This window comes from Exiguobacterium sp. USCH10 (assembly GCF_037619445.1).
Taxonomy (GTDB): Bacteria; Bacillota; Bacilli; order Exiguobacteriales; family Exiguobacteriaceae; genus Exiguobacterium; species Exiguobacterium aestuarii_A.
In genome coordinates this window covers 1-21778 of record NZ_JAQPZO010000003.1, presented here as the reverse complement: position 1 = coordinate 21778, position 21778 = coordinate 1, and the positions used below count along the sequence as shown (strand labels likewise).

Here is a 21778-nt window from a genome sequence, read left to right as displayed (position 1 = left end):
CGGTGACGAGCGTCTATTAAGGTGGTGAATCGAAATGGCATCATTACGTGAGATCCAGATGCGGATCACCTCGACCCAAAGCACGAAGCAAATCACGAAAGCGATGAACATGGTGTCGGCATCGAAGTTGAACCGGGCCCAAGGGAACAACGCCAACTTCAAGCCGTACATGGACAAGTTGCAAGAAGTCATCTCGTCGATCGCCGGTGGTACATCAGGCGCGACACACCCGATGCTTCAAGTACGTCCCGTCAAACGGACTGGTTATATCGTCATCACGTCAGACCGCGGACTCGCAGGTGGATACAACGCCAGCGTCTTGCGTGACGTGTACCGTGAACTCAAAGACAAGCACACATCAACAGATGAGTATCGTCTTTACGTAATCGGAAAAGTCGGTGTCCAGTTCTTCAAGTCACGCAACATTCCGGTGTATAGCGCGATGACAGGGCTAAACGACCAACCAACTTTTGTTGAAGTCGCAGAAATCGTCAAGCAGACGGTTGGTGCCTTCAGCGAGAGCGAGATTGATGAATTGAAGCTTTGCTACAACTCGTTCATCTCGGTCATCAGCCAAGAAGTGAAGATTCAACAATTGCTCCCGCTCGGGGATATCGAACAGTCCGCATCCAATGTGATGTATGAATACGAACCAGAAGAAGAAACGATCTTAGCGGCGCTCCTCCCACGTTATGCGGAAGGACTCATCTACGGTGCATTGCTCGATGCGAAAGTATCAGAGCACGCAGCACGGATGACGGCGATGTCGAGTGCGACAGACAACGCGGATGAACTCATTCGCGGACTCAAGCTCAAATTCAACCGCGCGCGTCAAGCAGCGATCACACAAGAAATCACAGAGATTGTCGGAGGTGCGTCGGCGCTTGAATAAGCGCACGCTCTCTAGATTGTAGGAGGCTAACACGATGAACGAATACGGCATGAAAGGCCGCGTAGTCGCAGTCATGGGCCCAGTTATCGACGTTAAGTTCGACAACCACTTACCGAACATCTACAACGCTCTCAAAGTCACACACGTGGCAGCGACAGCAGACGATGTTAGTGTCGACTTGACGCTTGAAGTAGCTGTTCACCTTGGTGACGACACGGTCCGTACGATTGCGATGGACTCAACTGACGGCGTTCGCCGCGGTATGGAAGTACTTGACTTAGGATCACCGATTTCGGTACCAGTTGGAGAAATGACACTTGGACGTGTCTTCAACGTTCTCGGTAACCCGATCGATGATAAAGAAGTGGCAGCTGACGTGCTTCGTGCACCGATTCACCGTCAAGCGCCAACATTTGACGAACTGTCAACGAAAGTTGAAATCCTTGAAACAGGGATCAAAGTCGTCGACCTTCTCGCACCATACATCAAAGGTGGTAAAATCGGCCTCTTCGGTGGTGCCGGTGTAGGGAAAACCGTCCTCATCCAGGAACTCATCAACAACATCGCGCAAGAGCACAGCGGGATTTCTGTATTCGCAGGAGTCGGTGAGCGTACGCGTGAAGGAAATGACTTGTTCCACGAGATGACGGACTCAGGCGTTATCAAGCAAACAGCGATGGTCTTCGGTCAGATGAACGAACCACCTGGTGCACGTCTCCGTGTTGCCTTGACTGGTTTGACAATGGCAGAATACTTCCGTGACGAGCAAGGACAAGACGTTCTTCTCTTCGTTGATAACATCTTCCGTTTCACACAAGCAGGTTCTGAGGTATCGGCCCTTCTCGGACGTATGCCATCGGCGGTAGGTTACCAGCCGACACTTGCTACTGAAATGGGTATGCTTCAAGAGCGGATCACATCGACTGCAAAAGGATCGGTTACATCGATTCAAGCGGTTTATGTACCAGCCGATGACTATACGGACCCGGCTCCAGCAACAACGTTCGCTCACCTTGATGCAACAACCAACCTCGAGCGTCGTCTTTCGGAGATGGGGATTTACCCAGCCGTTGACCCACTCGCATCGACTTCACGTGCCCTCTCTCCTGAAATCGTAGGGAAAGAGCACTATGAAGTCGCGCGTAACGTTCAACAGACGCTTCAGCGTTATAAAGAACTTCAAGACATCATCGCAATCCTCGGGATGGACGAGTTGTCTGAAGACGACAAACTCACGGTTCACCGTGCACGTCGTATTCAGTTCTTCTTATCACAAAACTTCCACGTGGCTGAGCAGTTCACGGGCCAAAAAGGTTCGTACGTACCAGTCAAAGAGACAGTACGCGGCTTCAAAGAGATCCTCGAAGGTAAACACGACGATCTTCCTGAAGATGCATTCCGTCTCGTTGGTCCAATCGAAGACGTCATCGAAAAAGCGAAGACGTTGGTCTAAGACCTACGCGGAAGGGGGAAACTAGACGATGAATACTGTTCACGTCAACGTCGTCACCCCGGATGGTGCAGCCTTTGAAGGGGACGCACGAATGGTCATCGCCAAATCGGTCACTGGTGAGCTCGGTATCTTACCGAAGCACATCCCGATGGTGACACCACTCGACGTCTCAGTCCTCAAACTGCGCCACGAAGATGGTGGACGCACGCTGATCGCAATCAGCGGCGGTTTCATGGAAGTTCGTCCCGATACGGTGACGATCTTAGCTGAAACAGCCGAAATGGCGGATAAGATCGACTATGACCGCGCTTCTGCGGCGAAAGTTCGGGCCGAGCGCCGTCTCCAAGACACGAAGCTCTCAGAACTCGAATTCCGTCGTGCGGAACTTGCGCTCAAAAAAGCGATCAACCGCTTGAGCATTCGCGATATGAAAGAATAACAATGACTCTCACACGAAAGTGTGGGAGTTTTTTTGTATTTGACGGACAAGATAGGTCTTTCGTCACAAACCTAAATCATGGAAATAGTAAAAAATATAGAGACGATGACCGATAATAAAGGAGGGAATGATCGTAAAGGAGAGTAGGAAATGAAAGTTTACGTTGCGCGACAACCGATTTTTGACCAACAATTACGCGTTTGCGGCTACGAACTGTTGTATCGCCGCAGCGAAAATAACATTTTCGAGAATGTCGATGATTCGTTAGCAACGGCTGACGTGATTCATAACGCCTATCTCGTCTTTAATTTTCGGGAATTAACAGAAGGGACGAGGGCTTTCATCAACTTTCCACAGACGTTGATTGAAGGAGAGGTGCCCTCATTGTTACCTCGTCAATCCCTCGTCGTTGAAGTACTCGAGCACGTCGAACCGACCGAGAAAGTGTTGCAGTCTCTTCGATCGCTCAGACGCCAAGGGTATACGATTGCACTTGATGACTTCGTGTTTGAAGAGAAGTATCGCCCTTTGATTGGATTGGCTGACATCATCAAGATAGATTACCAAGCTACACCCGTTGAGCAACAGCAAAGGTTAATCGATGCTCTCGGACACCGGGTCGAGTTTTTGGCAGAAAAAATCGAGACACCGGCAGAGTACGAGATTGCGAAACGATTAGGATATAAGATGTTCCAAGGTTATTTCTTTAGCCGACCGATCGTCATACACGGGGCTGAAGTCCATCCGCTGCGTCATACGCTCATTGAGGTGTTGAAAGAACTGGATCGCCCAGAGCCTAGTTTTCGACGCATTTCAGCACAAATCGAACGGAGTGTCGACTTATCGTATAAAATGCTTCGTTCCGTCAATACGGTGTATCAAAAAGGACGTCGCACGATTCAGTCAATCGAACAGGCCGTCGCCCGAATCGGGTTAGATGAATTGAAACGCTGGTCCTATTTAATGTTACTTCGTGAGATGCAGACATCCGAATCAAAGGAATTGATTAAACAAAGCGTCATTCGAGGGAAGATGATGGAGTTGATTGCGGAGGATACAAATAGTGGCGTCAATTCCTTTGATGCCTTTATCACGGGAATCTTCTCATCGCTCGATGTCATTCTTGATGAGGCGATGCAGACGTTGATTGCAGAGCTGCCTGTAGCCCCGCCAGTGAAAGCTGCGCTACTCGGAGAACCGAACGGGTTGCGGATGTTACTCGAGGATGTCATCGCCTATGAGCGATTGACAATCCCTATTCATAACACAGATTCCGATTGGGCTCAATATTACGTAGAAGCCATCCGCTGGTCCCGTAACCTTGACGAATCGAGTGAATAATGTTTGAAATATGTGAGGGGCGTCAATTACTGTAGTAAGGCCTTACTGCGGATGACGTCCCTTTTGGTGTGCTTGTGGAGAAAGTGAGTTGATCGAATGGTCTAAAACCGCTCGAAGCTTGAGACATAGTGTCTTTTTTTCTCTAACATGACATGATATGATTAAAAATGGTACGAATTTTAGAAAAGAGGGGAATCGTCGATGATCAATACCGTATTTTCGCTAGCGATTTACGTCATAGCGATTTACGTCGCTTGGTGGGCACTCTTACCCGTCAAATGGGACAAGTTGCTTAATCAAGTGAGGAGCCCGCAAGCAGCTGTCTTGCGCGTTCTCGTAGCCGTCGTCTTCGGTTCGTTGATTGCTCAGTTCTTTTTGGAGTATATCCGATTGGCACAAGAGCTCGCACCTATACAGTAGCCACAGAATGTTTAACAAACTGTAATCCTGCTGTAACGACTCCTATATGTTTATCATGTAGGATAAATTCGTCTGACATGATGTTTTTTTCATTCTGTTTGAACTTATTTATTACGATTTTATTTACGAATGAAGAAACGGTCACGTTTTACAAACCATTCTAATAATCGACATCATCACATCCGAACTCGGATATCGACGCACTATATAAAAAAACAATGAAGTTGGAGGACAAAGAGAGATATGAAGGATTTGATTGTAGTCCGTGGAGGACGTAAACTGTCAGGTACTGTGCGCGTTGAGGGAGCAAAGAACGCTGTACTCAAAACATTGGTTGCCACTCTGTTAGCTAGCGAAGGAAAGTCAATCTTACAAAATGTACCACGTCTTGCGGACGTGTACACGATTAATAAAGTACTTCGTCACCTCGGTGCAGAGGTGTCGTTCAATGAAGAGAAGAATGAAGTCATTGTCGATGCGTCGGGCGACATCAAAGATGAAGCACCGCTCGAGTACGTTCGGAAGATGCGGGCTTCAATCCTCGTCATGGGACCTCTTTTGGCTCGTCTCGGTCATGCGCGTGTCGCAATGCCGGGCGGTTGCTCAATTGGCTCACGTCCAATTGACCTCCACTTAAAAGGATTCGAAGCGATGGGTGCGAAGACAGTCATCGGCAACGGATTCGTGGAAGCTTCTGTAGAAGGTCGTCTCCAAGGCGCAAAAATCTACTTGGACTTCCCATCTGTTGGTGCGACGGAGAACATCATGATGGCAGCTGTGCTTGCAGAAGGCACAACGATCATCGAGAACGTCGCGAAAGAGCCTGAAATCGTAGACCTTGCGAACTTCTTGAACGGAATGGGCGCACACGTACGTGGCGCAGGTACAGAAACGATTCGCATCGAAGGTGTGGAAACACTCCGCGGTGCAGAACACTCAATCATTCCTGACCGCATCGAAGCAGGGACATTCCTTGTCGCTGGTGCGATCACAGGAAGTGACATCGAAGTCATCGGTGCAGAACGTGAACACCTTCGTCCACTGATTTCAAAAATGGAAGAGATGGGTGTACACTTCGAAGATACAGCGGAAGGCATGCGCGTCTCAGCGCCGGATGAGTTGAAGCCGGTCGATGTGAAGACGATGCCACACCCTGGATTCCCGACAGACATGCAATCACAAATGATGGCTCTCGTCTTGAAAGCAGGCGGCACATCAGTGATTACAGAAACAGTATTTGAAAATCGCTTCATGCACGTGGAAGAATTCCGTCGCATGAATGCGGACATTAAAATTGAAGGACGTTCAGCAATCGTCAAAGGTGGCGTTCGTCTTCAAGGAGCGGAGGTCGTCGCAACAGATCTTCGTGCCGGAGCAGCACTTATTCTAGCGGGTCTCATCGCAGAAGAAGAGACACGCGTTGGTGATTTATATCATATCGACCGTGGATACGTGGACTTCCACAAAAAACTTCAAGCACTCGGTGCCGACATCGAGCGCATTCAAGGAACTGTCGAAGTCACGAGTGAAATGGTTCAGAACTAAGAAACGAGCACGAATTCGAGAGCGAGGAGAGACTCTTCTCGCTCTTTTCAATGAAGAAATGAACGGAGGAACCTATACATCATGTTTTCAAAAGATATCGGGATTGATTTAGGGACAGCAAACGTTGTCATTCACGTAAAAGGGAAAGGAATCGTCTTAGACGAACCTTCAGTCGTTGCGATGAAACGCTCTACAGGGAAAGTGCTAGCAGTCGGTTCAGAAGCGTATGAGATGGTTGGTCGTACACCTGGTGATATCGTGGCGATCCGTCCTCTTCGTGATGGAGTCATCGCCGATTTCGCCACCACAGAAGAAATGCTCCGTCACTTCATCGAGAAAATTCAAGTCCGTGGCTTCTTCGGAGGCATTCGCATGTTGATTTGTACACCTGCGAACGTGACGCCAGTCGAAGCGAAAGCAATTCGTGAGGCTGCTGAAAAAGCAGGGGCGAAAGAAGTCTTCCTCGCCGTAGAACCAAAAGCAGCAGCTGTTGGTTCGGGCATGGACATCTGGAAGCCGGTCGGTCACATGATCATCGACATCGGTGGGGGGACGACAGATGTCGCCATCCTCTCGATGGGTGATATCGTGTGCGGTGAAACAATCAAGATTGCAGGGGACCGTTTCGACACGGACATTCTCCGTGCCATCAAAGAGAAGCATAAACTCATCATCGGGGAACGGACAGCTGAGCAAATCAAGAAAGAAATTGCGACGGTGTTCCCAGGTGGACGTAACGAGTCGATGGACATTCGCGGACGTGACATGGTACGTGGATTGCCACGTACAGTGACGATCACGTCGGAAGAACTCCGTGAAGCGATGGCCGAGTCAGCGAACGAGATCGTTGAAGCGACGAAACGTGTCCTTGAACAGACACCACCGGAGCTCGCGGCTGACATCATCGACCGTGGTATCATCATGACAGGTGGGGGATCACTCCTTCACGGTCTCGATCAACTCGTCGCCGAGCGTGTCATGCTCCCAGTCATGATGGCTGAAGAGCCGACGCTCAGTGTAGCGCACGGAACAGGAATCATGCTCGAAAACTTAGATCGATTGAAATAAACGAACAGGCGACCGCGCGCGGTCGCCTGTTTTTATGTTGGGTAGATTGAGACTTATGAGTTTCAACCTCAGTACTCATTCGATACAGGAAGGGGTAACTCTGTTTCAAGTTGATGTTGTAGACGGTTGGTAAGTTCGATTGGATAATACATAATGCCGATAGAAATACGTAACGGGAATAAGGTGTATAAATCGCTAGGATAATAGGAACCGTCGCGAGGTAACGTATGATCGACTATTCGTGATCCCCCTGTGGATTGGTCAATGCGTAAGACGATTGGAACAGACATCCCTGTCCCTCGTTCGAGTTGTTGATGATTTGGGTAATACTCTTGAAGAAGCGCCCATACATACACTTCCTGTCGAGTCATACTCGTCCCGAGAATATGATAACTCGCGTAAACGTCCCCACCGAAATTAGGGGACATGACTTCAGTCGTCAAGTAACGCTCCAATTCGTTTTGATCTACGTCGACGGATTGGGTAAGGGTTACAAACGATTCATCTGACCAAGCGGCATAGAAGACAGCAATGATGGTCAGTGTACAGAATGTCGTCATGATTAACTTTTTCATATAAACGCCTCCAAATACCGATGTGATGAATCATATACCTTCATCATATCTGAAGGGACTACAAATATATAGGTTATATATGGGTGAAATTGTATATAATGAAATCATTAAGGAATGAGAGGGGAATCATGATGGCACCGATTCACTAAATGACTGAACAACATAAAAAATCGAATCGGAGGACATGATGAACAAACCACTTACACTCATTACCGGAGTCAGTCGCAATCAAGGCATTGGGGCTGCCATCGCACGAAAACTCGCACATGAGGGGCATGACTTGTATTTGACGCACTGGAGTCCGTTTGACGCGACCGACGGAGTCGGGGAAGAGAGAGGCTTCATCGATCGATTCGTTCAAGAGTTGACCGAGCAGGGTGCCCGTGTGGAGCATGAGGCGTATGACTTGGCCTCGGGTGATGAAGTTGCACTACTTGATCGGATTGAAGCTAAACTTGGCATACCAAGCAGACTGATTCATAACGCGACCTATGAGAGTCATGTGAGCGCCGAGAACTTTACGACCGACGTATTGAGGCAACATTATATGGTGAACAACGAAGGAGCACTCGGACTCACTTTTGCGTTTGTTGAACGTTATCAGCAAGCGGGATATCAAGACGGTCGCATTTTGTTTTTAGTATCGGGTGGGGCTGATGCGAATAACCTAGCGTATATTGCGACAAAAGGGGCATTGATTGCGATCACACCTGCACTCGCAAACGGAGTAGGGAAGTACGGGATTTCCGTGAATGCACTCGATCCGGGTCCGACAGATACGGGATGGATTGGCGATGAACTTCGTCAGCACCTGCTCCCATTGTTCCCATACAATCGGGTAGGAACGCCGGAAGATACGGCGCGTTTCGTGGCTTTCTTGATGGGAAGAGACGGAGCATGGGTGAATGGGCAACATCTTCATGTAGATGGTGGATTCACGGGGCGTTAATATACAAAAGCATCTCGCTTTTTGCGCGAGATGCTTTTTCTTAGTGCCATGTATAGTCTTTATCGATAAACAATCGATTCTGTAGTTCAGTCTTAGGGATTGAAGGTTGTGCTGAATCAAGCCATTCGTAATAATCACACGCACAGGACTCACCGAGTTCGATGGAGTAACCATTATTGATTGTCTTCACCGTAATATCGAGTTCGTGCTCTGCTAGCGTCTTTTTCAAACGATAGATGGCGTTGTACACATTGTGTAGGGCGCGCTGTGGTTCATCGATGTCCGGATAGAGTGTTTCCGCGAGCACCCATTTGTTGATGACTTGTTTTCGATGATAGACCAGGTAGGCGAATAACTCCTCGGTTTTTTGAGTGGGCCATTTCACAAGATTTCCATCCTGCGTTCGAACCGAAAAACGATCCAGGAATTGAATACGACAAGATTGATGTGGATTTTTTTGTTGGATTGCCTCATAGCGCTGAACGATACGTGGAATGACGCTATGGATCATCTGTTCTGTAATCGGCTTCAGCAAGTAATGCGTCGCATGCAGATTAAACGCTTCGACGGCATACTGTTGATGTGCGGTGGTGAAGACGACTTGCGTCCGTTCCGGTAAATAGGTCGCAAGCTCAAGACCGGTCATCTCAGGCATTTCGATATCTAAAAAGACGAGGTCGACCGGATGTTCTTGAATAAACGTGAGAGCTTGAGTCGGACTTTGGAACGAACCGACCCATTCAAGAGAAGGCTCTTCTTTCACAATTCGTTCCATCATCCCTAAAATATGATGTTCATCTTCAATTAAAATCGTACGCATTTACGTGATTCGTCCTTTCTTGTTTGGGTAATCGCAAGTGAACGGCAGTACCTCTATTTAGAGTAGAAGTTAAATCAAATGTTGCACCAGGAAGATGTTCAATTCGGCGTTTTATATTACAGATTCCAATGCCTGATGATTCGTTCGATTGACCAGTGTCAAATCCGCTCCCTGTATCACGAACTCGGATATCAATCATCCCATCCTGTTCTTGAATGGAGAGTGTCAGGCGTTTTTGCCCCGGATGCCGGTAAAGACCGTGCCGAACTGCATTTTCAACGAGTGGCTGAATCAGTAGCGACGGAATCGTAGAGTCTAATAGAGAGTCATCAATCTCCTTCACGACCTCGAACGAATCGCGGAACCGAGTCTGTTCGATGGCGAGATAAGAGTCAATCATGTCCACTTCTTGTCGAATGGAGATATCGTAATCGGTACGACCATTTTCGAAAATGAACCGGACGTACGTACTTAAATGACTAAGCAGACGAGCGGCATCAGGTGGTGACGTATAGCACAGTGCAATCACATTCCCAAACGTATTGTAGAGGAAGTGTGGTTTGATTTGGGCGTTGAAGAATGACATCTCATGTTGTGAGGCCAAAGCTTCGACTTGTTGCTTTTTCTTTTTGTCCGTAGACAAGTGAATCGGTAGTAGTAAAAACATCAATAAGAAGTAAACGATGGTAAACGTATTGGCATACAATTGTTGATTGGAAGACACGATAAACGTCGACATCATAATGCCGATATACCCAATGATTTGGGCAAGTGTGAATGTTAATAATTCGAGCTTATTCGTATTTTTTTGTTTTTCAAGAAGCCATCCAATGTTCAATCCGATCCAAAAGAACGAGATGAACAATACAATGATCCATACAAAGTATTCGAATACGCTATAGATGGATTGAGGTAGGAGGACAGCTAAAACGGTCATTCCATAAAGCGGGTACCTCAAAATCGCTAAAAAACGATCGAACGGTACACGTTCTAAACATCTCGAAAATTCAATCAACATATTCATGCTCAATAAGGTCAAACTTAATGTCAACTTATCACTTCCTGAGATCCACATGCCGTCCCGAGACATGAGGGAGAGGCTCACCAGCATAAAGAAGGCCGTTCCATAGCCGTACAACCGCTCGTTTCGATGGAACAAGTAAACGATGGCATAGAACGCGGCAATCAGCAGTGAAATGAGCAACATGAAAAATTCGTATCCGGTATAAGCATTTTGAGTCGTCATAATCTGGTGTAACGGGCCGACCAATATACTTTCTTCGATAGGCATTGAATTCCCTGCTTGTTGTGTCTGTTGAACCGTCAATCTGAATTCTTTCATTCCATCGTCAAGTAACAGAAGTGAAGGTTGTTCACCTGAACGATTATTTCCGATGCGCGTTGTGTCAACAGAGGCTCCATCAATCAAAATCGTAGAGGAGGACAGTGAGGAAGGAATGAGTAACGCATACGTTCCTTCTGGAAGTGAGAGGTCGATTTCATATGTGGATTCTTTGTATGGTGTCGTAAATGGGATGGTTCGATAGGAGCGACGATCAACGTTTGAGACAATCCCGGATTCGTAACGCCACGATCCATCGAGGCGCAGAATCTCTTCGTCAACCGAAGAAGAAAGAAGCGAGGCTTCACCTTGTTTCACGGTGACAGTTGGATTGATTGACTGATGTCGAATCAATAAAGTGAGGCTGACGCCAATCAACATCACAAGGATGAAGATAAACGTCATTCGATTACGAGTCATGCGCACATTCCCTTCATTCTTTGTGAGTTTCTTGTGAGGTCATTGCGTTATTCTTCCTAATAGGTGAATGGATTTTTTGCAGTGACTCTCCGTCTCATCATCGTACCCGAACTTTTTTTGTTTGAACAGAAAAAGTCATTCACCGTACGAAATGAGGCAGTCCAGGAGTAAAGGAAGAAGGCATTCCATGAAACGTTGGATTGAACAACGCATTAGTCGACAAATGATGACCATTTTTTATATATTGATTGCCTTAGTGACGCTTACATCGGTTGGGACCTATTTTTATACGCAACAATCGATTCAACAAACGACCGTTCAATTGGAGCGAATCAGTGAGCAACGTGCACGGGCGACAGATTTATTTGAAACGTGGCAATCGATGCAGTATGAGTTACGCGGTCACGTCCTCCTTGGGGAAAACGCCTTGTTAGAGGAAGTACGTAAGGCTCAAACGAATATCGATGAGCAAACGACCTGGTTTGAAACACAGGCAAGTAATGAGGAAGAAACGCAGTTCGCGGAAGATGCGCGACTCCTTTTCTCCATTTATACGACACGCGTCATGCCCGCGCTTGAACAATATGTGATTGCGAAGCAGGCAGGGGAAGTGGATGAAGAATTCCTGCAGATGCGTACGGTCGGGCAATTCATGCCGAAAAATGAGACGTCCACCCAGACGCGATTTAAGCTCAACTCAAGTAACGCTGCGGACATGAGTGCAAGCATCGTCGATATGGAGTCGGTCTTTACCGACTATCGGGCAGATCTCGACTTTCAAGAAAGTGAATTACGCGATGCACTCTCGAAACAGTTAGTGCAAGCCCAATGGATGTGGCTCTTGATTTTACTCGGTGCACTCTTCTTGTTGTTCGTTGGCTTACAACCGTATATTTTACGACTGACGAATCAGTTGCAGACGCTCATGACGAACAGTGAGCGGCTCGCAACGAATCCGAGTGCGACTCTCATCCCGATTAAACCGCTACAAAATGAGGTCGGTCAATTGTCTAAGGCATTTAATGAGATGGCGACATCGCTTCGGACTCAACAAGATCAAGTCGACCTGGAGCGTGAAAAGACCGCGCGAATCTTGCACACGATGCGTGACTCAATCGTCTACACGGAACTCAAGACGAATGAACGATTCGGAAACAGCGCGCTCTTTGATTTATATGAACATCCAATCCCGACAACCGAACGTGGGAGTTTATATCCGATTGCGATGTATTATCCGATGTTCATGAATCAGATTGATGACAAAGAAGGACTGAACCGCTTCACGAAACGTGCGAAAGAAGAGGGGATGTTCGATGAGACGTTCACGTACACGATGCAAGACGGTCAGAAGACGATTCGGATGTATGCCGAACCAATCGATTTGCAGAACGAGCGTGTCGGTGTCATCTTCGTATCACGTGATATTACCCAGGAAACAGAAATCAATCGAGTGAAGACGGAACTCGTCGCAACCGTATCGCATGAGTTGCGGACACCGCTCACATCGATTCTCGGATTTTCAGAATTGCTCAAGAGTCGGGATTTAAAAGAGACGAAACGAGAGCGCTACTTGGAAATGATTGCGAGTGAGACGAAACGTCTCGAGCGTCTCGTGAGCGATTTGTTAGACGTTCAAAAAATGGAGGCAGGTATGGGGACGCCTGAGTTTAAAGTCGAGAGTTTGTATGACTTACTATCCGACTTACTCGAGATTCACGCAGGGTCGACGGAGAACCATTTCTTCCACTTTGACTGTGATGAAACGCTCTTTGTGGCGGGAGACCCGGCCCAGCTACGACAGGTGTTCTCGAACATTCTGAACAATGCCATCAAGTACTCCCCGGACGGTGGAAATGTGAGTGTCGATGTGACGTGTGAAGAAGACACGATTCAAATCGCCATCACGGATGAAGGTCTGGGGCTTTCCGAGGAAGACGCCAGTCGGATTTTCGATAAGTTTTATCGGTCCCAATCCGAAGCAAGTCGTCGCATTGGCGGCACTGGATTAGGATTATCGATCTGTAAAGAAATCGTCCAATTGCACGGTGGCACGATTGATGTCCGTTCTCAAATCGGAGAAGGAACGACGATGATTGTCGAGTTACCGATGGTCGATCATATAAACGAAGAAAGTTCATCCTAAAACGTAGGATGAACTTTTTTTGAAAAAACGGTGAATGCATCGCTCATTTGGTACGATATAAAGAGTGAATCATGTTACAGGACGAAAGGAAGACGACAATGCTACGCGGATTATATACAGCGGCAGGCGCGATGAATGCCCTTCAGCGCCAACAAGAAATTTTAAGCAATAACCTTGGCAATGTGAGAACACCGGGCTTCAAGGCGTCTGACGGCGTGGTCCGATCGTTTCCAGAGATGTTGCTCGCGCAGGTGAGCAATCCCGATAATGGGAAGTCGCGCGTGAACGGGGAAGTCGGCACCCTTTCTATGGGTGTCTACCTTCAAGAGACGATGCCACGCTTCTCGGCAGGGAGTATCACGGAATCAGGAAGTCCAACCGATCTTTATTTGAAGGCTCCTGCTGATTTTACAGGTGCACCGATGTTTGCGGTCGAACAGGCAGGCGAGACGTTATACTCGACGAACGGCCGCTTCTCGATTGATGAGGGGTTATTCCTTCGTTCAGCAGACGGTGGATACGTACTTTCCGATGAAGGGGAACGCATCCAGCTCCCTTCGAGCGAGTTTCAGGTAGGGAAAGATGGGGTCATCACGTCGCTCGGTCAAAACGTGGCGACACTCGGTGCCTATCAGATCGATGACTTGACGACACTCGAACAAGTCGGGAACGATTGGCGCGTGACAGGCGACGCGCCTGCACCGGCACAAGTTGACGTGTTACAGGGCTTCATCGAGGAAGCAAACGTCAACCTCGACCAGACGATGGCCGATCTCATGATGACGTATCGTCAATTTGAAGCGAACCAAAAAGTCGTCCAAGCGTATGATAAAAGTGCCGAGCGAGCCATCGAAATCGCTCGCGTTCGTTAAGGAGGAACACCATGCAGTCCATTTATAATTCGGTCAACTCCCTGTCTCAACTTCAGCGTCAACTGGATGTGACAGGTCATAACATCGCGAACGTCGATACGGTTGGCTTCAAACGTCAACAAGGGCACTTCGCGTCACTCTTATCGCAAGCGTATGATAACCAACCACGTCCAGAATTCGAAGTCGGTCGGGATACGCCGAATGGCATTCGCATCGGGGTCGGCGGCCATGTCGCTGATATCACCCAACAATTCAATATTGGACAAGTCCGCATGACAGATCGCGGTCTCGATGTCTTCTTGAAGGCGAGCCGTCAATTTTTCGTCGTGGACACGCCGAACGGTGTCGGCGTGACACGTAGCGGAAACATGCAGCTGTCTGTCGGTGATGAGACGACACTCGTCGATGTGAACGGAAACCCGCTCCTCGGAGATGACGGCAATGCAATCACGATGCCGAACGAGGCGACGAAGCATCGCATTCGTCAAGACGGTGTAGTCGTGGCGAGCGTGAACGGTGTCGAACAGGAATTTGGACGACTCGATATTGTAGAAGTCCGGAATACGTCTGAACTGCGCCCACTCGGTGATAACGTATTCGCAGCCGACCTCGAGACCGAAGTCGATCGTCCGTTAGGGAATTTGTTGATGGAAGGGACACTCGAGTCGTCAAACGTGGATTTGACGAAAGAGATGACCGACATGACCATCACACAACGTGCCTATCAAATGAACTCGCGTGCCCTTTCGATGAGTGATCAGATGATGGGGCTTGTCACGGCATTACGTCCGTAAAGTATGACCGCTTCTCCGTGAGAGAGGCGGTTTTTGTATAAGTTATGGAGAGGGAGGTCAACGAGATGCGAATCGTGGTCGCCATGGATTCATTCAAAGGTTCATTGTCGAGTATGGAAGCGAATCAAGCTGTCCGTCGTGCCTTGCCGGGGCATGACGTCATCGCTATTCCAATTTCAGATGGAGGAGAAGGATTTCTTGATGCGTGGCTCGCAACGCATGAGGATGCGGTCATCGTGGAAGAGGTCGTTACGTGCTTGGATGGGACGAAGCGTCCTACACGTTTCGGTTTTGAACCATTAACGAAACACGCCGTGATTGAAGTGGCGGAAACGACAGGGTTAACGCTCCTCACCCACGTCGACCCATGGCGCTATAGTTCAGTCGGCGTCGGGCATCAAATTGTTCATGCGCTAGACCGGGGAGCGGGCGTTATCACCATCGGGCTTGGCGGGAGCGGGACGATTGATGGTGGGAAAGGGATGCTTGAGGCGCTAGGTGTTCGTTTTCTAGATGCGAGCGATGCAGCTGTATCCTCGATGCCACATCAACTTGCAGACGTCGCTTCCATCGATTGGTCAGGACTCGACCCGAGAGTAAGGGACGTTGAGTGGCGAATGGCTTCTGATGTACGTAATCCGTTGACGGGAAAACGAGGTGCTGCGCACGTGTTCGGTCCCCAGAAAGGGTTGGCAGCGGACGATGTGGTTCGCTACAATCAGTTACTCGACGACTATGCGAGTCACTTCAATCAGGATATGAAGTCACTCGACGGAGCCGGTGCGGCAGGCGGTATCGGATTCGCGCTCCTGCAACTTGGGGCGACCTATATGAGTGGCATCGAAGAAGTCGTCCGTTGGTCAAGGTTCGAAGACCATGTGAAAGGGGCAGATTGGCTCATCACAGGAGAAGGGAAGTTTGATGCACAAAGTTTAGAGGGGAAAGCGCCTTACGGGTTGGCGCGTCTCGCCCACACATACGGGGTCCCGACACTCGTGTTTGCCGGACAATCTGACTTGACCGCTCATGTGGAATCAGGGATTGTCGCCGTCTTTCCAATCGTGTCACGCATCATGACACTAGAAGAAGCAATATGGGAAGCCGCCCCGTTATTGACGAATGCAGTCCAACGGGTTCGCCATGTCCTCGAAAAAACGCTTTGACGATTCGTCAAAGCGTTTTTAGCTTGTCATGGACGCTCTTTTAGTAAGTCACGAATCTCAGTCAACAACTGCTCTTCTTTCGTAGGGGTCGGGGCAACGGCCTCTTCGACTTCTTTCTCACGTTGTAGACGATTGATGATCTTGACGATTAGGAAGAGGGCAAAAGCAATCAAGATGAACGATACAATCTGTTGAATGAAGTTCCCGTATAAGACGTCCACTCCGAGTACGCTCGCTTTTAAGTTCGAAAAATCAATTCCTCCGATAATGATTCCGAGAAGCGGCATAAAGATATCATTGACGAGCGAGTTGACGATGGCCGTGAACGCCGCACCGAGTACGACCGCGATAGCGAGATCGATGACATTCCCGCGCATCGCGAATTTTTTAAACTCTTTTAACATAAACAAACCTCCTGACATGGAATAGCATAAGCGTAGCATATTTATGATGAAAGGAAAAAATCGTTCAGCTTCTGTCAGGGAAGGATGCTTGTTCGACATTTGTGCATAGGGTACACTAAAAAGGTAGCAATTTACGCATTTTAATACCAGGTACTAATATGATATAATCATTTTAGCTGAAAGGATGGTTGGACGTGGCGAACGATGAACAAACGAGTTCGGAAGAACAAAAAGGTTCACCAGAACAAGAGACGAAGCAGAAGCAGCGATCACGATTGTCGAATCATCGTCGATTCCCGATCTTACTGCGTGTACTCGTCGTTTTAGTGTTGGCAATCGCGATGCTCGCCCTTGGAGCAATCATTGGATATAGCGTCATTGGCGGAGGCGACTGGAAAGATGTGTTTGACATCGAGACGTGGCGCCATATCACCGATTTTTGGCTAACCTCTTAAAGGCGGTGGATGGATGTATACAATTGAGCAAATTAAAGAAGTAATCCCACACAGATACCCGTTTCTGTTAGTTGATCGAATTATCGAAGTCGAAGAAAAGAAGCGTGCTGTCGGATTAAAAAATGTCACGGCGAACGAAGAGTTCTTTAACGGGCATTTCCCAGACTATAACGTCATGCCAGGCGTCTTGATTGTCGAGGCACTCGCACAAGTCGGTGCTTTCGCAATGTTGAAAGACGAATCGAATCGAGGCAAGCTTGCCTTTTTCGCAGGGATTGACAACTGTCGTTTCAAACGTCAAGTCGTCCCGGGTGATCAGCTTCGCCTTGAAGTAGAAATCATGAAAATTCGTGGTCCAATCGGTAAAGGACGTGCCGTGGCCACAGTCGATGGAGAAGTTGCTTGTGAAGCAGAACTCACTTTCGCCTTGAAGTAAGGAGAAATGGGATGCGTGCTTTAGTAATTGTGTTACTAGTTGGCTTAATGACGATTGTGGGCTGTCAGCAACTACAGACGGAAGAGTCGAACGAAGAGAACATTGTTTATGAACAGAACGTGGATGAGGCGATGATTGAGAAGCGGGCGGGACAATCCGATGCGATTGCCGTTTCGCTTGAACGAACGAACAATACAACAATGCTCTTCACGATTCGCATGCTAGAAAATCGCCGCCTCGATCCGACGACGGTCATGAGTTATGAGGTCGATGGAGAACGGATTGCGATTCCGTTCGGCGAACTGATTGCAGAGCGGGAAGAAGACATTCGAACGTATGAATATCAGACCGACGTCGACCCTGATCTTTTCGTAGCGGATACACTTCCACTCTTCCATCTTGTAGAGGAAGGCGAGACGGAAGTTACGATTCCGCTCGAAGTTATCGATTCGACAAACCTTGAATAAAAACAGACGATTTTGTCGAAAATCGTCTGTTTTTATGTGGAGATTGATGCATTCTGTCCGATACAAAGAGTAAGGATAGAATGGAGGAAATCGAGATGAAACAGAAAACACAGTCGTTACAAAAGCGCATTGTATTAGCGATGTTAGCCTTCGTCACCTTGCTCATCGTCTTGTTCGGGGTCGTGCAATATTTTAGTACGAAGCATTCCGTACTCAGCACGTTGCATGCGACGATGATTGAAGATGGAGAACGGATTAACGAGACATTAGATGCGGATGCATATGCGTCATTCATGAAAAAACCGTCAAAAAATGAGCAGTACGAACAGTTGCGAGAATATCTCGATACATATCGCCAACAAATCGGGGCCATGTATGTGTATACGATTGCCACCGAGGGCGAAGAAGTCCAAATCATCATCGATGGTTTGAGTCAAGCGGATGCAGCAGACATCGGGACACCTACTACGGCGATGACATACGAAGGAGCGATGAATGCGTTCAATGGCGATACGGTCACAACGAACGTCATTGACGATCCGGAATACGGGAAGTATGTGACAGTGCTCGTTCCAATCAAACGTGGTAGCGAGGTCATCGGGGTCCTTGGAATTGACAAGGCAGCCACAGAAGTCTCAGCAATCACAGGAGATGTGTTGACCGAGAGTTTGCCACCAATCCTCATTGGTCTTCTCATTTTACTTGCAGGATCGGGAGTCATCATTTGGCGCTATCTTGGCTGGAAGTTACGTCCTCTTCAAGCGTTAGAACGCGTCGCGACGTCGATTGCCGAAGGCGATTTGGCGACGGCGACGAAAGAAGTCGAAACCATTCAATTGAAATCAAATGATGAAATCAAACGTCTGACGGTATCAATGGATAAGATGACCCATATGTTGAAAGACCTCATCTCTGGGATCCAAACGTCGGCGCAGACGGTCAAGGACGAGAGTGGAAACGTCTCGAGCATCTCGGAAGAAGTGAATGATGCGTCTCGTCAAATCGCTTATACGATGGAAGAGATTGCGAGCGGTGTTGAAAATCAAAGTGTATTGACGATGCGCTTATATGGACATATGAACGAATTCTCGACGCTCGTCGAGCAAACCACGTCAGACGGAGACCAAGTGAGCGAACAGGCAGAAGTCGTCAGTCGGGTGACGATGGATGGGCTTCGCTATATGGAGAGTGCCGTCGACCAGATGACACATATCCATGAACAGGTGAAGTCGTCACAAGGACAAGTCCGTGATTTCGAGCAACAGGCGGACGAGGTGACGGAGCTCGTCACGATGATTCGCCAAATCTCACAACAGACGAACCTGCTCGCATTGAACGCAGCGATCGAGGCGGCTCGTGCGGGTGAACACGGGAAAGGGTTTGCGGTCGTCGCTTCGGAGATTCGGAAGCTATCTGACAGTGTCGCCGAGTCTGTCAGTGAGATCTCAGAGATTGTCGGAAGCGTCAAACAAAATTCGATCGCCCTCGGCCAGACGTTCACAGAAAGTATGACGGCGGCAGAGGAAGGGAAGGAAACGCTCGAGTCGACGAAGCACGCTTTCATGGAAATTGAACGAAGTGTCCGCCATATGCAACAGCTGACGGGCTCGATGCGTAGTCAGCTCGATCGGGTGAAGACGAACCAAGACCATATCCAGCACGGCTTGTCAGAGATTGCTTCCATCTCAGAAGAGAGCACGGCCGGGAACGAGGAAGTGGCCGCTTCGACGGAGCAGATGTCGGCGACAAGTGAGACGATGAACCGTCTCGTCAAAGATTTGTCGACGACAGCGGAATCGATGCAACAGATGAGTCGTCAGTTCAAGTTATAAGCAGTCTCACTTCAGACAGACCTCTCCTGTGTCCGCTATAATGGGCGCAAGGGAGGTTTTTTTATGCAACAATTCTCTAGTGAACTGACACAATTTCGCGGAAGTCATTATGACTTCGGTCGCTTTCAAGGTAAATATATAAAACGCAGTCAACTGCTCGAGAATCGGACGGACCAGTGGAAACTACGCGTGCCCCGATTTGAGATTGACGCGAAGGAGGCGAAGGCTGCTTTTGATGCAGTGGCTCCGAAGATTTGGGAAGAGTTGATCGGGCTTCAAGACGAGCTCAAACTGTCTCTCAATGATACGTTGCTTCACTTCGGACATTTCCGAGTCAATAATCCAATCAGCGGGTGTTCGATTCTGACAGGAGACAACTTCCTCGTGCGAAACTATGACTATCATCCGATGACGTACGATGGGCGCTACAACGTGTTTCAACCGGACGACGGATATGCCGTCATCGGACCAGTCTCTCGTGTCACGGGACGCATGGACGGGATGAATGAGAAAGGTCTCGCGATGGGGTACAATTTTATTAACCGACGTCGACCAGGTGACGGATTTGTCTGCCAGATGATTGGGCGCATCATTCTCGAGACGTGCGCGACCGTGGAGGAAGCAGTCGACTTATTAAAAGAGATTCCGCATCGCGGTTCCTTCACGTACGTCGTCCACGACAAGTCGTCGAAGACACGCGTAATCGAGGCGACACCACGGGATATCCAAGTACGGGAATCCAATATATGCACGAACCATTTCGAGTTACTGCAACACGAGAATCGCTACCACCTGGACGATTCCACGCGTCGCATGATGGAAATCAAAGTGGTACAGCATTTGATTCAAGACGCAGAGAGTGCGTTCCGCCTCATGAACGACACCGACAAGGGCGTCTTCTCAGAACTGTATAAGAGCTGGGCGGGGACGATTCATACAGCGGCTTATTTCCCAGAAACGCTCGAGACGTGGTTCGCGCTCGGCGGAGACCGGGACCCGGTCATCTTCGACTTCCAAAAATGGCTCGACGGAGAAGACTTCGACCTTCATGCGCTTGACGGGGAACTCGCGACCGATATCGAGTTTGCGAATACGGTCCAACTTTGGCGCTGACATTTGTCAGTGCTTTTTTTGTAGAAACGGGAATACACATAACAGGAGGGATGAAAGATGAAACGATTTGGCATCATACTCATTATGCTCACGCTCGTGACACTACTCGGTGGATGTGTGCCCGGCGACGGGACGTACACGACGGACCCGGCAGGCTTTTTCTGGGGAATCTGGCACGGGTGGATTGCACCGATTTCACTCATTTTAGGGTTATTCAATGACACGTATCGAGTATATGAAGTGAATAACACCGGCTGGTTCTACGATTTAGGATTTTACATTGCCGTCATCAGTGGATTTGGCGGATTGACGTTAACGCGGAAGAGTCGGGGGTAAGTGAGAGTAAATGTAAACGTATCGGTTCGGAAGGAGTCGCTCTAGAAAAATAGAGGACTCTTTTTATGTAATTTTTTTACATAAACATCATCAGAATTCGTTATAATGAGATATGAATGAGGTTGGGGGGATAATATGCACTCATATGAGTTCCAAATGTATCGAAATTTTGATGAGCTTGCGATTGACATGATTGAGTTAGCGAAAGAGATTATGCCAGATAAATTGGTCTATCTTACAGAATTTCCGAGCGGGAAAGCCCACTCCTTTAGGGGTGGGATTAAAGCTCGGCAGGATGCGGAGTGTCAGTAAAGAATCCGAAGGTTTTGGCGCTTCAAGTATCTGGAAATCTTCTTGTTGCAGTTTGTTGGTTAAACTGACACAATATTCATATGGAAACCAACTATAGAAGAACTCATACCACTGTTTCTCTAATCAATTATCACTTCGTTTTCTGTCCTCGATACAGAAGAAAGATATTCCTTCGTAACGATGTAGA

General features: G+C 48.3%; 23 protein-coding genes and 1 pseudogene. 20 read left to right on the top strand and 4 right to left on the bottom strand.

Annotation, left to right across the window (positions count from 1 at the left end; genetic code table 11):
* Positions 1-34: 34 nt before the first annotated feature.
* The 7 genes from atpG to PQI28_RS07230 all read left to right on the top strand — a co-directional run bounded on the left by atpG (position 35) and on the right by PQI28_RS07230 (position 7158).
* Complete coding sequence (gene atpG, locus PQI28_RS07260; RefSeq protein WP_074035890.1) at positions 35-892, top strand: ATP synthase F1 subunit gamma; 858 nt, start codon at positions 35-37, stop codon at positions 890-892.
* A gap of 34 nt (positions 893-926) precedes the next feature.
* Positions 927-2345: a F0F1 ATP synthase subunit beta gene (gene atpD / locus PQI28_RS07255; RefSeq protein WP_074035892.1), complete on the top strand. Its 1419-nt coding sequence runs from the start codon at positions 927-929 to the stop codon at positions 2343-2345.
* A gap of 28 nt (positions 2346-2373) precedes the next feature.
* The gene (locus PQI28_RS07250; protein WP_012727354.1) at positions 2374-2784 is read left to right on the top strand and encodes a F0F1 ATP synthase subunit epsilon; all 411 of its coding nucleotides are present in this window, start codon (positions 2374-2376) and stop codon (positions 2782-2784) included.
* Positions 2785-2934: 150 nt separating this feature from the next.
* The gene (locus PQI28_RS07245) at positions 2935-4125 is read left to right on the top strand and encodes an EAL and HDOD domain-containing protein (RefSeq protein WP_214784791.1); all 1191 of its coding nucleotides are present in this window, start codon (positions 2935-2937) and stop codon (positions 4123-4125) included.
* A 201-nt stretch (positions 4126-4326) separates the two neighbouring features.
* Entirely contained in the window at positions 4327-4545 is a 219-nt protein-coding gene (locus PQI28_RS07240) for a DUF1146 family protein (protein WP_074035896.1), read from the top strand.
* 243 nt (positions 4546-4788) lie between these two features.
* Entirely contained in the window at positions 4789-6090 is a 1302-nt protein-coding gene (gene murA / locus PQI28_RS07235; RefSeq protein WP_339962864.1) for a UDP-N-acetylglucosamine 1-carboxyvinyltransferase, read from the top strand.
* Positions 6091-6171: 81 nt separating this feature from the next.
* The gene (locus tag PQI28_RS07230; protein ID WP_074035900.1) at positions 6172-7158 is read left to right on the top strand and encodes a rod shape-determining protein; all 987 of its coding nucleotides are present in this window, start codon (positions 6172-6174) and stop codon (positions 7156-7158) included.
* A 68-nt stretch (positions 7159-7226) separates the two neighbouring features.
* Here PQI28_RS07230 and PQI28_RS07225 read toward each other — a convergent pair whose 3' ends face one another.
* Positions 7227-7733 carry a hypothetical protein gene (locus PQI28_RS07225; RefSeq protein ID WP_214784787.1) on the bottom strand — a complete coding sequence of 169 codons (507 nt, stop codon included), beginning with the start codon at positions 7731-7733 and terminating at the stop codon, positions 7227-7229.
* 187 nt (positions 7734-7920) lie between these two features.
* Between PQI28_RS07225 and PQI28_RS07220 the strand changes: the two genes are divergently transcribed.
* A complete protein-coding gene (locus PQI28_RS07220; protein WP_339962863.1) occupies positions 7921-8682 on the top strand; it encodes an SDR family oxidoreductase in 762 nt (253 codons plus the stop codon).
* A gap of 40 nt (positions 8683-8722) precedes the next feature.
* On the opposite strand, the gene PQI28_RS07215 is transcribed toward PQI28_RS07220, so the two are convergent.
* Positions 8723-9502, bottom strand: a complete 780-nt coding sequence (locus PQI28_RS07215; RefSeq protein ID WP_214784784.1) for a response regulator — start codon at positions 9500-9502, stop codon at positions 8723-8725.
* Entirely contained in the window at positions 9483-11264 is a 1782-nt protein-coding gene (locus PQI28_RS07210) for a sensor histidine kinase (RefSeq protein WP_339962862.1), read from the bottom strand. Before PQI28_RS07210 ends, PQI28_RS07215 begins: the two co-directional genes overlap by 20 nt.
* A gap of 187 nt (positions 11265-11451) precedes the next feature.
* On the opposite strand from PQI28_RS07210, the gene PQI28_RS07205 reads away from it, so the two are divergent.
* From PQI28_RS07205 to PQI28_RS07190, 4 genes are all read left to right on the top strand, one after another.
* Positions 11452-13407: a HAMP domain-containing sensor histidine kinase gene (locus PQI28_RS07205; RefSeq protein WP_339962861.1), complete on the top strand. Its 1956-nt coding sequence runs from the start codon at positions 11452-11454 to the stop codon at positions 13405-13407.
* 98 nt (positions 13408-13505) lie between these two features.
* On the top strand, positions 13506-14279 hold the full coding sequence (locus PQI28_RS07200) for a flagellar hook-basal body protein (protein ID WP_339962860.1): 774 nt from the start codon (positions 13506-13508) through the stop codon (positions 14277-14279).
* Positions 14280-14290: 11 nt separating this feature from the next.
* The gene (locus PQI28_RS07195) at positions 14291-15073 is read left to right on the top strand and encodes a flagellar hook-basal body protein (RefSeq protein ID WP_339962859.1); all 783 of its coding nucleotides are present in this window, start codon (positions 14291-14293) and stop codon (positions 15071-15073) included.
* A 65-nt stretch (positions 15074-15138) separates the two neighbouring features.
* Complete coding sequence (locus PQI28_RS07190) at positions 15139-16236, top strand: glycerate kinase family protein (RefSeq protein WP_339962858.1); 1098 nt, start codon at positions 15139-15141, stop codon at positions 16234-16236.
* Between the two features lie 26 nt (positions 16237-16262).
* Here the strand turns inward: PQI28_RS07190 and mscL are convergent, their stop codons facing one another.
* Complete coding sequence (mscL, locus tag PQI28_RS07185) at positions 16263-16640, bottom strand: large conductance mechanosensitive channel protein MscL (RefSeq protein ID WP_214784772.1); 378 nt, start codon at positions 16638-16640, stop codon at positions 16263-16265.
* 194 nt (positions 16641-16834) lie between these two features.
* Between mscL and PQI28_RS07180 the strand changes: the two genes are divergently transcribed.
* The 8 genes and pseudogenes from PQI28_RS07180 to PQI28_RS07145 all read left to right on the top strand — a co-directional run.
* The gene (locus PQI28_RS07180) at positions 16835-17095 is read left to right on the top strand and encodes a DNA-directed RNA polymerase subunit beta (protein WP_214784769.1); all 261 of its coding nucleotides are present in this window, start codon (positions 16835-16837) and stop codon (positions 17093-17095) included.
* A gap of 13 nt (positions 17096-17108) precedes the next feature.
* Entirely contained in the window at positions 17109-17531 is a 423-nt protein-coding gene (gene fabZ / locus PQI28_RS07175) for a 3-hydroxyacyl-ACP dehydratase FabZ (protein WP_214694486.1), read from the top strand.
* Between the two features lie 11 nt (positions 17532-17542).
* Positions 17543-17998, top strand: coding sequence for a hypothetical protein (locus PQI28_RS07170; RefSeq protein ID WP_214784766.1), 456 nt, complete (start codon positions 17543-17545; stop codon positions 17996-17998).
* A 95-nt stretch (positions 17999-18093) separates the two neighbouring features.
* Positions 18094-19830 carry a methyl-accepting chemotaxis protein gene (locus PQI28_RS07165; RefSeq protein WP_339962857.1) on the top strand — a complete coding sequence of 579 codons (1737 nt, stop codon included), beginning with the start codon at positions 18094-18096 and terminating at the stop codon, positions 19828-19830.
* A gap of 63 nt (positions 19831-19893) precedes the next feature.
* A complete protein-coding gene (locus PQI28_RS07160; RefSeq protein WP_214784760.1) occupies positions 19894-20943 on the top strand; it encodes a C45 family autoproteolytic acyltransferase/hydolase in 1050 nt (349 codons plus the stop codon).
* Positions 20944-21000: 57 nt separating this feature from the next.
* Positions 21001-21279: a hypothetical protein gene (locus PQI28_RS07155; RefSeq protein ID WP_012727334.1), complete on the top strand. Its 279-nt coding sequence runs from the start codon at positions 21001-21003 to the stop codon at positions 21277-21279.
* A 135-nt stretch (positions 21280-21414) separates the two neighbouring features.
* Positions 21415-21591: a hypothetical protein gene (locus PQI28_RS07150; protein WP_339962856.1), complete on the top strand. Its 177-nt coding sequence runs from the start codon at positions 21415-21417 to the stop codon at positions 21589-21591.
* An 80-nt stretch (positions 21592-21671) separates the two neighbouring features.
* Positions 21672-21778 (top strand): annotated as a pseudogene (locus tag PQI28_RS07145) (IS200/IS605 family transposase); the annotation flags it as partial.